General features: G+C 72.8%; 14 protein-coding genes. 8 read left to right on the forward strand and 6 right to left on the reverse strand.

The features are described from left to right. Positions 1 to 38 precede the first annotated feature (38 nt). Positions 39 to 506, reverse strand: coding sequence for a MarR family winged helix-turn-helix transcriptional regulator (locus tag GTY56_RS37340; RefSeq protein ID WP_161369702.1), 468 nt, complete (start codon positions 504 to 506; stop codon positions 39 to 41). A gap of 142 nt (positions 507 to 648) precedes the next feature. On the opposite strand from GTY56_RS37340, the gene GTY56_RS37345 reads away from it, so the two are divergent. Beyond that, the gene (locus GTY56_RS37345) at positions 649 to 987 is read left to right on the forward strand and encodes a hypothetical protein (protein ID WP_161369703.1); all 339 of its coding nucleotides are present in this window, start codon (positions 649 to 651) and stop codon (positions 985 to 987) included. A 6-nt stretch (positions 988 to 993) separates the two neighbouring features. Here GTY56_RS37345 and GTY56_RS37350 read toward each other — a convergent pair whose 3' ends face one another. After that, positions 994 to 1656 carry a DUF5701 family protein gene (locus tag GTY56_RS37350; protein WP_161369704.1) on the reverse strand — a complete coding sequence of 221 codons (663 nt, stop codon included), beginning with the start codon at positions 1654 to 1656 and terminating at the stop codon, positions 994 to 996. Between the two features lie 212 nt (positions 1657 to 1868). On the opposite strand from GTY56_RS37350, the gene GTY56_RS37355 reads away from it, so the two are divergent. Further along, the gene (locus GTY56_RS37355; protein ID WP_237525205.1) at positions 1869 to 2807 is read left to right on the forward strand and encodes an aminoglycoside phosphotransferase family protein; all 939 of its coding nucleotides are present in this window, start codon (positions 1869 to 1871) and stop codon (positions 2805 to 2807) included. Between the two features lie 25 nt (positions 2808 to 2832). Here GTY56_RS37355 and GTY56_RS37360 read toward each other — a convergent pair whose 3' ends face one another. Further along, a complete protein-coding gene (locus GTY56_RS37360) occupies positions 2833 to 3285 on the reverse strand; it encodes an Lrp/AsnC family transcriptional regulator (RefSeq protein ID WP_161369706.1) in 453 nt (150 codons plus the stop codon). A gap of 111 nt (positions 3286 to 3396) precedes the next feature. Here GTY56_RS37360 and GTY56_RS37365 point away from each other — a divergent pair, with 111 nt between their 5' ends. Both GTY56_RS37365 and GTY56_RS37370 read left to right on the forward strand, forming a co-directional pair. Further along, positions 3397 to 4023, forward strand: a complete 627-nt coding sequence (locus GTY56_RS37365; protein ID WP_161369707.1) for a LysE family translocator — start codon at positions 3397 to 3399, stop codon at positions 4021 to 4023. Positions 4024 to 4183: 160 nt separating this feature from the next. Continuing rightward, on the forward strand, positions 4184 to 6586 hold the full coding sequence (locus tag GTY56_RS37370; protein WP_161369708.1) for a SpoIIE family protein phosphatase: 2403 nt from the start codon (positions 4184 to 4186) through the stop codon (positions 6584 to 6586). Positions 6587 to 6592: 6 nt separating this feature from the next. On the opposite strand, the gene GTY56_RS37375 is transcribed toward GTY56_RS37370, so the two are convergent. Next, positions 6593 to 7498, reverse strand: a complete 906-nt coding sequence (locus GTY56_RS37375; protein WP_161369709.1) for an SDR family oxidoreductase — start codon at positions 7496 to 7498, stop codon at positions 6593 to 6595. Between the two features lie 210 nt (positions 7499 to 7708). On the opposite strand from GTY56_RS37375, the gene GTY56_RS37380 reads away from it, so the two are divergent. Both GTY56_RS37380 and GTY56_RS37385 read left to right on the forward strand, forming a co-directional pair. Then, positions 7709 to 9022 (forward strand): ATP-grasp domain-containing protein, encoded by a 1314-nt coding sequence (locus tag GTY56_RS37380; protein ID WP_161369710.1) that lies wholly within the window; start codon positions 7709 to 7711, stop codon positions 9020 to 9022. A 16-nt stretch (positions 9023 to 9038) separates the two neighbouring features. Further along, positions 9039 to 11078, forward strand: coding sequence for a CocE/NonD family hydrolase (locus GTY56_RS37385; RefSeq protein ID WP_161369711.1), 2040 nt, complete (start codon positions 9039 to 9041; stop codon positions 11076 to 11078). A gap of 97 nt (positions 11079 to 11175) precedes the next feature. On the opposite strand, the gene GTY56_RS37390 is transcribed toward GTY56_RS37385, so the two are convergent. Then, positions 11176 to 11367 carry a hypothetical protein gene (locus GTY56_RS37390; protein ID WP_161369712.1) on the reverse strand — a complete coding sequence of 64 codons (192 nt, stop codon included), beginning with the start codon at positions 11365 to 11367 and terminating at the stop codon, positions 11176 to 11178. A 75-nt stretch (positions 11368 to 11442) separates the two neighbouring features. Between GTY56_RS37390 and GTY56_RS37395 the strand changes: the two genes are divergently transcribed. Both GTY56_RS37395 and GTY56_RS37400 read left to right on the forward strand, forming a co-directional pair. Then, entirely contained in the window at positions 11443 to 11847 is a 405-nt protein-coding gene (locus tag GTY56_RS37395) for a DUF779 domain-containing protein (protein WP_161369713.1), read from the forward strand. A gap of 9 nt (positions 11848 to 11856) precedes the next feature. Further along, positions 11857 to 12327 carry an SRPBCC family protein gene (locus tag GTY56_RS37400; protein ID WP_161369714.1) on the forward strand — a complete coding sequence of 157 codons (471 nt, stop codon included), beginning with the start codon at positions 11857 to 11859 and terminating at the stop codon, positions 12325 to 12327. 10 nt (positions 12328 to 12337) lie between these two features. On the opposite strand, the gene GTY56_RS37405 is transcribed toward GTY56_RS37400, so the two are convergent. After that, complete coding sequence (locus GTY56_RS37405; protein ID WP_237525206.1) at positions 12338 to 12901, reverse strand: chorismate mutase; 564 nt, start codon at positions 12899 to 12901, stop codon at positions 12338 to 12340. Position 12902 lies beyond the last annotated feature (1 nt).

Here is a 12902-nt window from a genome sequence, read left to right on the forward strand (position 1 = left end):
GCGGCGGCACGGCGCTCGACGGCCCGCCCCCTTGCGGGTCAGAAGGGGTCCTCGTCCATCCTGCGGATGACGCGCTCGGAGATCTCGGTCAGCACCCGCAGTTCGGCGGGCGTGACATGGTCCAGGAACAGGTCACGCACCGCCGCGACATGGCGGGGTGCGGCGGCCTCGATCGCCTCGCGCCCGGCGTCCGTGATCACCACGAACGCGCCGCGCCCGTCCTCGGGGCACTCCTCCCGGACGACCATGCCGCGTCCGGCCATCCGCGCGATGTGGTGGGACGTCCGGCTCTTCTCCCACTCCAGGGACCGGGCCAGATCCTGGTGGCGCTGCCGCCCTTGCGGACTGTCCGTCAGGTGGACCAGCACCGCGAAATCCGCCGCCGACAGCTGCGACTCGGACTGCAGCAGGCGTCCCAGCCGCCCGCCGAGCCGCTCGTGCAGCCGGACGAATCCGCGCCACGCGCGCTGCTCCTCCGGCGTCAGCCATCGCACCGTCTCTCCCATGGGGAGAGTGTAAACACGGTTGATGCATCACCCAATGGCCAGAAGGCGTCCGGCGGCACGGCCGCGGGCACGGCGGCCGGGGCGGCGCCGCGACTGCCTCGCCCGGGCGTACCGGGCCTGCGCTCGCCGGCACGACGAAGCGGTGGCGGCGGCCACGGAGGCGCTGCGTCCGGCCGAGGCGGCCGGTGACGTCCTCCAGCAGGCGTGGGCCCACGCGTACCTCGGCCGGCTGCGGGACGCCGTCGGCGAGGCGGCGCCCGCGCGCCACGATCGTCTGCCGCTCAGGCAGGCGGGCAAGGTGCACCTGCGTCTGGCCCATGCGCCGGCGTGCCTCGGCGAGCGGGCCGAGGCTGCCGCGGAGTACCGGGCCGCGCTCGCCCTGGAGGACCGTGTGCCCGCGGACGTACGGGACGAGGCCCGTGCGGGCCTCGGCGCACCGACCGCGGGGCGGCCGGCGCCGCCCACCCGGTTCGCGCAGTGACGGGACTCAGCCCCGGCGGCCCGTCGTGGAGGCGAAACCCAGCCAGGTGTGCCGGTTGTTCCACCAGCACCAGCCGACCTTCGGCGCGTTGCGGCGCTCGCGGCCGTCCCGGCCGGTGCCGTTGCTGATCCAGATGGCCGGAGTGCGGGCGTCGAAGCCGCCGTTGGGCTTGCGCAGCCGGGAGCCGATGGTCATGAAGCAGAGGTTCCGCTCCAGAGCCTCGGGCTGCTGGAGCACCCAGTGGATGCCCTCGGTGAGCACCAGCGGGGTGCGGTCCTCCTTGGTGAGGGCGGGCAGTGCCTCGTCCGGGGACCAGTTGGCCATGCGGTCGCCGCGGTCGATGCCGTGGACGAGATAGAGCGGGGCGTCGGGCAGTTCGAGGGCGCAGGGTGCGAACTCGTCGACGTCGGGCATGTCGACGACGACGAAGCCCGGCTTGTCTTCGCGGCGCAGCAGCGGCGCGAGGGCCGAGGCGGGGGCCCGGTCCGGGTGCACGGCCAGCAGGGCGCCCCGGCCGTCGGCCCCGGCTTCGGCGCGCGCGGCGAAGGTGCGGATCTCCTCGGGGGGCAGGCCGGCGATCTCGTGCACTCCGAGCTCGATCAGCCGCTCGGCCTGCGCGCTCAGGGCCGGGGGTGCGGTCAGAACGGTGGACGGCGCGGTCTCGGGCACGATGCTCCTTGGGTCGGCGACACGGGCGGACTCGACGTGGGCGAACTCAGGTGCAACGAGCCGGCCCGCGGGGATGTTCCCGCTCCGCCCCGCTCGTTGACGCGTCTGCGGCCAGGCCGTGGGTCCGCCATGGCGGGACGGGCGGCCGGTGCTCCTTAACCCGGTGCGCCGCCCGTGTCCGGCATGACAGCATCGGCCCCATGGAAGGGTTCATGACACCTGATCAGATGTCCGCCCGCACCTCCCGTGCCCTGGCCGCCGCCGTCGCCGCGGGACGCGATCTGGGGCTGGAGGTGGCCGACGCGAGGGTCGTCTACGACGTGTTCTCCGTCGTGGTGCACCTGGCTCCGTCACCCGTGGTGGTCAGGGTGCCGACCGTCCTGCCGTCGTACGCCGATGCCGGCTACCAGGCCGCCCGGCAGCGGCAGGAGCTGGCTGTGGCGGGGTGGCTCGCCGACCAGGGACACCCGGTGATCCCGCCGAGTCCGCTCGTGCCGCGTGAGCCCGTGCTGCGCGACGGGTTCTCGATGACGTTCTGGCAGTTCGTCGAGCTGGACCAGAGCGCCGAGCCGGATTTCGTTCGCCAGGCCGCCCTGGTCGCCGACCTGCACCTCGCGCTGCGCTCCTACCCGGGTGAGCTGCCGTTCCTGTCGGCGGCCGAACCGCGGTTCGTCACCGACGGGCTCGCCGCGCTCGAAGCGCGCCCCGATCTCCTGGAGCCGGCCGATCTCGACCGGGCGCGACGCGAGTGGGAGGTCCTGGAGCCGGTCGTCGCCTCACGGGCGGGGTTCGAGGCGGTGTTCCCCGGCATCGGGTTGCAGCCGGTCCACGGGGACGCCCCGGCGGCCAACATCGTCTCCGGCCCGGGCGGCGTCCTGTACTCCGATTTCGAACTGACCACGCTCGGGCCGGTCGAGTGGGACCTGGCGGCCCTCGGCCCCGAGTGCGAGGCCGCTTACGACGAAGCGGCCGGGCGGCTGGGGCTGCGCCGGCTGGACCAGGACGTGCTGCGGGTCGTCAACGCGGTGGGCATGTCCCGCGCGGTGGCCTGTCTCGCGCTCGCGCCGCAGTTGCCCCTGCTGGTGGACGCGCTCAAGCCGGCGGTCGAGCAGTGGCGGTCGATGCCGTTCGCCGGCGGGCTGGGCGGCTGAGAGCGGCCGCCCGCGCGAGGGACGCTCACTCGGGCAGCGGGCGGTCGTCGACGACGTGCTTCATGACGAGGGTGGAGTTGAGGCGCTGGACGCCGGGGAGCCGGGCGAGCTGCTGGTCGTAGAGCTGCTGGAAGGCGGTCAGGTCGGTGGCCGCGACGCGCAGGAGGTAGTCGGGGTCTCCGAACAGCCGCTGGGCCTGGAGCACATGCGGGACGGCGGCCACGGCCTCCTCGAACGCGGAGACCGTGTCGGCGTCCTCCAGGCGCATGGTGACGAAGACGAGGGCCTCGAAGTCGAGGCCGACGGCGGACGGGTCCACCACCGCGCGATAGCCGCGGATCGCACCCTCGCGTTCGAGGTCGCGCAGCCTGCGGTGGCAGGGCGACACGCTCAGCTTCACGCGCGCGGCCAGCTCGGTGACCGTGAGACGGCCGTCCAGCTGTAGCTCGGTGAGAATTTTCCGGTCCAGGGCATCCATGGAGAAGATTCTGCCTCAGGCAGCGCGATCCAGGAGTAAAGAAGGGAACACCTTCGGCGCGATCCGCCCTAACCTTCCTCTCGCACCACGGCATGTGAGAGGGAACGATCGATGGACACGACCACGCTGGCGGCCTTCCTGGCAGTGGATCTGCTGCTGATATTCACCCCCGGCGCGGACTGGGCCTACGCGATCACGTCCGGCCTGCGGGACCGGTCGGTCGTGCCGGCGGTCGCCGGGCTGGTCGCCGGATATGCGGGCTACACCCTGCTCGCCGTGGCGGGTCTGGTGGTCATCGTGGCCGGCTCGGCGACGGTGCTCACCGCGCTGACCGTGGCCGGGGCCGGCTACCTGGTGTGGCTCGGCTGGGGAGTGCTGCGGCAGCCGGCCGCCTTGACGGCCGCCGGGGAGACGGCGGGCCCCGAGGGCACCTCACGTCTGCGGGTCATGCTCAGGGGCATCGGGACCAGCGGCCTGAACCCCAAGGCCCTGCTGCTCTACTTCTCCCTGTTCCCGCAGTTCATCGACCCCGCGGGGGCCTGGCCGGTCGCGGGCCAGACCGGCCTGCTCGGCTCGCTGCACATGACCGCCTGCGCCGTCGTCTACCTCACCGTCGGAGTCCTGGCCCGCACGGTCCTGAGGGCCAGGCCCGCCGCGGCCCGGGCGGTGACCCGCGTCTCCGGCGCGATGATGATCGTCATCGGCGCGTTCCTGCTGGTGGAGCGCTTGGCCGGCTGACGGCTCCCGCCGGGGGTCCGAGCAGCCGATCTGCCCGGCCGTCCGGGTGTTCGTGCTGGTCATCGCGGCGCCTCGCGGCAGACGAGCCGCAGCGGGACGGTAGCGGGACAATCGGTGCAGGGAACCGTGAGCAGGCTGGGGCGGCACACCCGGAGGCACCGTGGAGGGACGCGTACCGGACGACTTGGTGGTCGTCGTCGACGCCGACGGGGCGATCATGGTGTGGAGCGACGGCGCTCGCCGTCTGCTCGGCTACGAACCCGCCGAACTCCTGGGCAGGCCCGTCACCGACCTGCTCGCCGCCCGGCTCCCGGAGTCCACGCAGCGGCACGCGGCCGAAGGCCGGCGCTGGGCCGGAGACGTGGCGCTGCGGCACCGGAACGGCAACCACGTCGTGGTCCGGCTCCAGGGGACGCCGCTGTCGGACGCGGGGGGCGGGCGGCTGTGGCTCGTGACCGGCACCGTGCCGGTGTACCCGGCGGCCCCGCCCCAGCAGGGGTCCCTGCCGCTGTGGGACCTCACCCTCGCCCAGCTCCCCGTGCCGGTGGCGGTCTACGACCGCGATGCCCGGCTGGTGGCGGCCAACGAGATCATGTCCGAGGTCATGGGCAGGTCCGAGGAGGACATGAAGGGCCTCACGCTGTGGGAGATCGAGCCGAACCCGCCCTTCGACGAGTACGACCGCCTTCAGCGCGAGGTCCTGCGCACCGGCGAGATGATCTTCCACGAGGAGTACGCCAAGTCCCCGGGCCAGACCCGGCCGCACGCCTGGTCCATGTTCCTGGCGCCCCTGAAGGACGAGACCGGCACGGTCCACGGCATGTCGGCGACTGTGTTCGACACGACGGAGCAGTACTGGGCCCGCCGCCGGCTGGCGGTGCTCAACGAGGCCGGTGTGCGCATCGGCAGCACCCTGGACGTGACCCGGACGGCCGAGGAGATGGCCGAGGTGGCCGTGACCGGCGGGTTCGCGGACTTCGTCACCGTGGACCTGCTGGAGTCCGTCGCCCTCGGGGACGAGCCGGGACCGCTGCCGCCGGACACACCGGTCGCCGTGCGGCGCACCGCGCAGCTGTCGGTGCTCCAGGGCTGCCCCGAGTCGGTGGTCGCCTCGGGCGAGACGACCCGCTACCCGGTGGGGACGCTGCCGCTGAGGACCCTGAACGCCGGCCGCGGCGTCCGGCACCGGCCCGGGGACCCGGAGCTGCGGGAGTGGCTGGAGTCCTCCCCCGCCCGCGCCGAGACGGTGTCCCGGCACCTGATCCATTCGGTGATGATGGTGCCGCTGCGGGCCCGGGGTGTGACCCTGGGCCTGGTGCACTTCCTCCGGCACCGGACGCAGGAGTGGTTCAGCGAGGACGATCTGCTGCTCGCGGAGGAGATCGTCGCCCGGGCGGCGGTGAGCGTGGACAACGCCCGCCGGTACACCCGCGAACGCCGCACGGCGCTGGCGCTTCAGCGGAGCCTGCTCCCCGAGCGGCCTCCGGAGCTGGCGGCGATGGACGTCGCCTACCGCTACCTGCCGACCGGGGCCGGCGCGGACATCGGCGGCGACTGGTTCGACGTGATCCCGCTGTCCGGCGCCCGCGTCGCCCTGGTGGTGGGTGACGTGGTGGGTCACGGCATCCAGGCGTCGGCCACGATGGGCCGGCTGCGGACGGCGGTGCGGACGCTCGCGGACGTCGATCTCGCGCCCGACGAGCTGCTCACCCAGCTGGACGACCTCGTCATCCGGCTGGACCGGGAGGAGGGCCCGGAGGTGCGGGGCGCGCAGGAGGCCTCGGGGCAGGTCGGGGCCACCTGCCTGTACGCGGTGTACGACCCGGTGTCCCGGCGCTGCACCCTGGCGCGCGCCGGGCACCCGGCGCCCGCGCTGGTCACCCCGGGGGGCGGCGTACGGTTCCTTGATCTGCCGGCCGGGCCGCCGCTGGGGCTGGGCGGCCTGCCGTTCGAGGCCTCCGAGGTGCACCTGGAGGAGAACAGCGTGCTCGTCCTCTACACCGACGGCCTGATCGAGGCGCCCGACCACGACGTCGAGGTCGGGATCGGCCTGCTGCACCGGGCGCTGAGCACCCCCGGGGGCACGCTCGACGAGACCTGCGACCGGGTGCTGCGCACGGTGCTGACCGGCCGGCCCGAGGACGACATCGTGCTGATGCTGGCGCGGACGGCCGTGCTCGACGCCGCGAAGGTCCGCACCTGGCAGCTGCCCCCGGAACCGGCGGCCGTGGCCCGGGCCCGCAAGGTGGCGGGCGAGCAGCTGGCCGAATGGGGCCTGGCGGAGGCGGAGTTCGCCACCGAACTGATCGTCAGCGAGCTCGTCACCAACGCCCTGCGGTACGGCGGCGCCCCCATCGAGCTGCGGCTGATCCGCGACTCGACCCTCATCTGCGAGGTGTCCGACGGCAGCAACACCGCGCCGCACCTGCGCCGGGCCCGGGTCTTCGACGAGGGTGGACGGGGCCTGTTGCTCGTCGCCCAGCTCGCCGAGCGGTGGGGCAGCCGCCAGACGGCCACGGGCAAGACCATCTGGGCGGAGCAGCCCCTGCCCGCCGGGCTGTGAGCCGGGCTACCGCGTGTCGACGATGCCGCCGGTCACGGCGATGACCTCGCCGACGGTGTAGCTGGAGTCGGCGTCGGAGGCGAGGTAGACGTACGTCGGCGCGATCTCCTCGGGCTGGGCCGCGCGTTCCAGCGGGGCCTCGCTGCCGATGTGGGCGAGCCCGTCCGGCGGCATGTGCGGATCGGCCTCGTTGAGGGGTGTCCACGTCGGGCCCGGCGCGACCACGTTGGCGCGCACGCCCCGCTTGGCCAGATGGGTCGCGACGGACTTGGTCAGCGTGATCAGCGCCGCCTTGGACGCGGCGTAGTCGATCATCGTGGTGCTGCCCTTGAGGGCCTCCTCGGTTGCGGTGGCGATGACCGCGTCACCCGGCTCCAGATGCGGCAGGGCGGCCATGAGCAGGTGGAAGTACGCGTAGACGTTCGTCTTGAACGTCAGGTCGAAGTCCTCCGCGGTCAGCTGCTCCAGCTCCAGTTTGCTGTTGAGGTAGGCGGCGTTGCTCACGAGGACGTTCAGCCCGCCGAGTTCCGCCACCGTCCGTTCGACCGCCGCTCGGCAGAACTCCGGGTCGGTGAGGTCGCCGGGCAGCAGCAGACAGCGCCTGCCCTGCTCCTCCACCTCGGCGCGCACGCGCTCCGCGTCCACCCGCTCCTCGGGCAGATGGACGACGGCGACGTCGGCGCCCTCGCGTGCGTACAGCAGCGCCACGGCCCGCCCGATGCCGGAGTCGCCGCCGGTGATCAGCGCTGTCTTCCCCTCCAGCTTCCCGCTCGCCCGGTAACGGCTCGCCCGGTAGCGCGGCTCGGTACGCATCTCGGCCTCCAGGCCGGGCCGCTGCTGCTTGTCGGAGTCGTAGGGCGGGTCCGGCTCGGACACGACCTGCGGTGCGGACTTTTCCTGCTCGGGCTGCACAACTTCCCCTTTGCCGGTGTCGTCCACGGCGCGGCGGGCTCCACCGGCCGCGCCGTTCTTGCCCGGGTCGCGTTCCCAGGACGGCGGCGGGCATGTCCCGGCCGCCCGGAACGGGGTGCGATGCCCGGACCGGAATGCCGGCAGGCGCGACGGGTACTCCGAGGATCTTGCAAGCCGGCCTTCGGGCCGTACGCCGTCGGAAGGAGAGCCGTGTCTGACGAGACGGTGAAGAACGTCTTCGTGATCGGACTCGACGAGGCCAATCTGCCCACGCTTCAGCAGGTCCCGGGTGCCGACCGGCTGCGTTTTCACCAGCTGCTGACGATCGAGGAGCTCCAGGTCGGTGAAGTGCACCTGCCCGCGCTGCTCGACAAGGCCCAGGGCGTGCTCGACGCGTTCGACGGCAGCATCGACGCGATCGTGGGCTACTGGGACTTCCCGGTCAGCACCCTCGTCCCGATGCTGAGCGAGCGCTACGGCACCCGCAGCACCAGCCTGGAGTCGGTCGTCAAGTGCGAGCACAAGTACTGGAGCCGGCTGGAGCAGCAGAAGGTGACCGACCGGCACCCGCGTTTCGGGCAGGTCGACCTGTCGGCCGAGCCGCCGCGCCCGCCGCAGGACGTGACCTTCCCGATGTGGCTCAAGCCCGCGCTCTCGTACTCCTCGGAGCTCGCCTTCGGAGTGGGTGACGAGGAGGAGTTCCACAAGGCCGTCTCCGAGATCCGCGACGGCATTTCGCGCATCGGCCGGCCCTTCGAGCACGTCCTCGAACGCGTCGACCTGCCGCCGGAGATGAACGGTGTGGGCGGCCGGGTCTGCCTCGCGGAGGAGTCCATGTCCGGCGTCCAGGTGGCCGTCGAGGGCTATGTCCATCAGGGCGAGGTGACGGTCTACGGGGTCCTGGACTCCATCCAGTACCCGGACTCCTCCTGCTTCCTGCGCCACCAGTACCCCTCGACGCTGCCGCCGCCGGTCATCGCGCAGCTGCACGACGTCAGCGAGCGCGTGATGCGGCAGATCGGGATGGACTCGGCCACCTTCAGCATCGAGTACTTCTACGACCCGCGGTCCCAGGAGATCAACCTGCTGGAGATCAACCCGCGGCACTCCCAGTCGCACGCCGAGCTGTTCCAGTACGTCGACGGCGTGCCCAACCACCACTGCATGGTCCGTCTCGCCCTGGGTGAGGACCCGCACATGCCGCACCGCGAGGGCCCCTACGCGATGGCGGCGAAGTGGTACCACCGCTGGTTCACCGACGGTGTGGTGCGCCGGGTGCCGGGCCCCGAGGAGATCGCGCGCATCGAGCGGGAGACCCCGGGGGTCCGCATCGAGGTGATTCCCGCGCAGGGCGACCGGCTCTCGGACCTCCCCGGCCAGGACAGCTACAGCTACGAGCTGGCGCACATCTACACCGGCGGTGCGGACGAGGCGGAGCTGCGGGAGAAGTTCGACCACTGCGTGGCCGCCCTGGGCCTGGCCTTCGAGGACGCCACGGCCGAGGCCGACGCAGCCGAGAAGTGAGGAGCACGTGGGTTCCATGCGTTACGTGACCAACCTGCCGTACGAGACGAAGGAGGAGGAGCACGTCACGATCCCGATGTCCGACGGGGTCCGGCTCTCCGCGCACATCTGGCGCCCCACCTCGTCCGACCAGGAGCCGGTGCCGGCGGTGCTGGAGTACATCCCGTACCGCAAGCGCGACCTGACGGCCGTACGGGACTCGATCCACCACCCCTACCTCGCCGGGCACGGCTACGCGTGTGTCCGCGTCGACCTGCGCGGCACCGGCGACTCCGAGGGCGTGCTGCGCGACGAGTACCTGGAGCGGGAACAGGCGGACGCCGAGGAGATCCTGGCCTGGCTGGCGGAGCAGCACTGGTGCGACGGCGGTACGGGCATGATGGGCATCTCCTGGGGCGCGTTCGCGGCACTGCAGGTGGCGGCCCGCCGGCCACCGAGCCTGAAGGCCATCGCCATCGCCTCGTTCACCGACGACCGGCACGCCGACGACATGCACTACATGGGCGGCGCCCTGCTGTCGGACAACCTGGCCGAGGCGGGCACCATGTTCGCCTACGGCACCTGCCCGCCCGACCCGGCCGTGGTCGGTGACCGCTGGCGTGAGATGTGGCGCGAGCGGCTGGAGAACACCGAGCCCTGGGTGCTGGAGTGGCTGCGTCACCAGCGGCGCGACGACTACTGGCGGCACGCCTCGGTGTGCGAGGACTACAGCAGCGTGCGCTGCCCCGTCCTGGCCTCCAGCGGTTGGGCGGACGGCTACTCCAACGCCGTGACCCGGCTGCTCGGGAACCTGGACGTGCCCCGCAAGGGGCTGATCGGACCGTGGTCGCACAAGCTCCCGCACCTCGGGGAGCCCGGTCCGGCGATCGGCTACCTCCAGGAACTCGTGCGGTGGTGGGACCACTGGCTCAAGGGCGTCGACAACGGCGTCATGGACGGCCCCATGCTGCTGGCGTGGATGCAGGACAGCGTGCCGCCCTCCACGTCCTACGAGGAGCGGCCGGGCCGCTGGGTCGGCGAGCCGCACTGGCCGTCCCCGCACATCCGGCCCGAGACGCACCCGCTCACGCGGCACACGATCGGGCCCGCGCAGGACGCCACGGCTGTGCCCGCCGAGGGCGGTGCCGCCATGACCGTGCGCTCGCCGTTGTCCGTCGGCCAGTTCGCGGGCAAGTGGGCCTCCTACAACGCGCCCCCGGACCTGCCCTACGACCAGCGGGAGGAGGACGGCGGCTCGCTCGTCTTCGACAGCGAGCCGCTGACCGAGCCGGTGGAGATCCTCGGCTCGCCGAGCGTGGAGCTCGACCTGACGGTCAGCGAGCCGGTCGCCCTGGTGGCCGCGCGGCTGTCCGACGTGAGCCCCGACGGGGCCGCGACCCGCGTCTCGTACGGCATCCTGAACCTGACCCGCCGTGACAGCACCGCGTCCCCCGAGCCGTTGGAGCCGGGGCGGCGCTATCGGGCCACCATCCCGCTGAACGGTGTGGCGCAGGCGTTCCCGGCGGGCCACCGCATCCGGCTGTCCTTGTCGACGTCGTACTGGCCGCTGGCCTGGCCGGCGCCCAAGCCGGCCCGGCTCGGCGTCCACGAGCACTCCAGCACGCTCACCCTGCCGGTGCGGCCGGTGGACGAGCCGGACGAGGTGGCGTCGTCGCCCTTCGGCGATCCGGAGGGCACTCCCCCGCTCGCCATGACCCAGGTGACGCCCCCGGAGGAGCGCTGGGACGTGAAGCGGGACCTGATCGACTACCGCTCCGAGCTGGACATCGTGAAGGACCGCGGCACGGTCCGCTTCGAGGACATCGGCCTGGAGGCCGGCCGCCGCGCCCACGAGCGCTACACGGCGGTCGCCGACGACTTCACGTCGGTCGGCGGCGAGACCACGTGGACCATGCGGTTCCACCGGGACGACTGGGACGTGCGGGTGGTCACCAGCACCCGGCTCACGTGCGACGAGACGGACTTCTTCGTCGACGCGACCCTCGACGCGTACGAGGCCGACCGCCGGGTCTTCTCCCGCACCTGGAACGAGACGGTTCCCCGCGATCTGCTGTAGTGCGCCTCACCGCAGCGGGGGCGGGGCACCAGCGGACGTGCCCGTCGTGCGGGCCCATGCCGAAGAGGTCGTACGTGGGGAGGGCGCAGGCCTTCCGCTACACGGTGAGGATCTCTTCGGCATGGCCCGGTCCCCGGGCGAAGAGGCGGCTCGGCGCGGCGGTGTGGTGGGCGGCGTGGGGTCCGTACATGTCCCGGGCGGCGGCCGCGGCCCCCGCCTCGAAGGCGAAGTCGAGGGCGGCGACCGGGTGCCCGGCACCGCCTCGAAGCCGGTGGACGGTCCCCTCCATCCCTGTACCTGCGGATACTGGAGAACTCGCGATACGGACCGGTTCCCGACCCCACCGTCACCGCAGGAGGACCAAATGACCGCGCGCACAGGGCGTGTCCGACTGACCCCCGCCGCCGAGGACCTGCTGCGGCGGCTGACCGGGGCGCACGGGCCGCTGATGTTCCACCAGTCCGGCGGCTGCTGCGACGGCAGCGCCCCGATGTGCTACCCGCGCGGCGAGTTCCGGGTCGGGGCCTCGGACGTCCTGCTGGGGCACGTGGCCGGGGACACGCCGTTCTGGATGAGCGCGGACCAGTTCGCGCACTGGTCGCACACGCATCTCACCGTGGACGTGGTCCCCGGCCGCGGCAGCGGCTTCTCACTGGAGGCGCCGGAGGGCGTCCGCTTCCTGCTCCGCTCCCGCCTCCTCACCGACGAGGAGCTGCGCCGCCTCGACGCGGAACCGCCCCTGCCGAACGGGGCCGACCACGGCGCCTAGGGTGGGCCCATGTACACGTCCCGGGTCTCCCGCCATGTCGACGCTCCCCGTGCCGCCGTGTACCGGGCCCTGGTGAGCGCGGAGGCGATCGCGCGCTGGCGGGTGCCGGACGGGATGAGCGGCGAGGTGCACGAGTTCGACGCCCGCGAGGGCGGCAGGTTCCGTGTGTCGCTCACCTACGAGGCGCCGGACGCCTCGGGGAAGTCGGCTGCGCACACCGACACCTACCACGGTCACTTCGCTCGGCTGGTGCCGGACGAGCAGGTGGTCGAGGTGCTGGAGTTCGAGGCCGCCGACCCCGCTCTGCGCGGCGCCATGACGCTGACGACCACGCTGACCGACGCACAGGGCGGCGGCACCGACGTGCTGATGGTCCACGAGGACATCCCCGACGCCGTGCCTGCCGCCGACAACGAGACGGGCACGCGCATGGCCCTGGCGAACCTGGCCCGGTTCGTCGAGGCCGGCGGTTCGTCCTGACGGACGGGGCCTACCGGGGCCCGGCACACACCGACGGCAGCGCCCGGACCAGTCCCTCCAGGTGCAGGGCGTCGAGCCGATGCGTGTACGCGGACCAGCCTGCCGCCGTGACCAGGCGCGGACCGCACGACGGCGCGGACCGGGTCCGTTCCGTGTCCCGCAGCGCGGCCAGCAGCCCGGTGGTGATGCGGTCCAGGGCCGGGCGGACCTCCTTGGCCAGGTCGGGGCGCTCGGTGGGACGCTCGCCCGGGTGTGCGTCCCAGCGGGCGTACAGAGCGCGCTGCACCAGCTTGTTCGCCTCGATCTGGTCCCGGAACACGGCGGCCACGGCGTCCGGTTCGAGCCCGAGGGAGGATGCCCGGGCCCGGACGTCGTCCAGGATCTGAGCCTCGCGCACCGGGTCGTCGATCGGTGTGTCCGTGCCGTACTTGGCTGCGGCGACCTTGTCGGCCAGCAGCAGCCGCTGGGCGAGCAGGTCGGTCACCGCGGTGAGGCCGTGGGCGGTGGCCGTCCGGCCGGCGGGGGCGGGTCGCTCGGCGCCGGCGGTGGCCGGGGCGGCCGGGCCGAGGGCCAGA

The organism is Streptomyces sp. SID5643 (assembly GCF_009872555.1).
GTDB classification, from domain to species: domain Bacteria; phylum Actinomycetota; class Actinomycetes; order Streptomycetales; family Streptomycetaceae; genus Streptomyces; species Streptomyces iakyrus.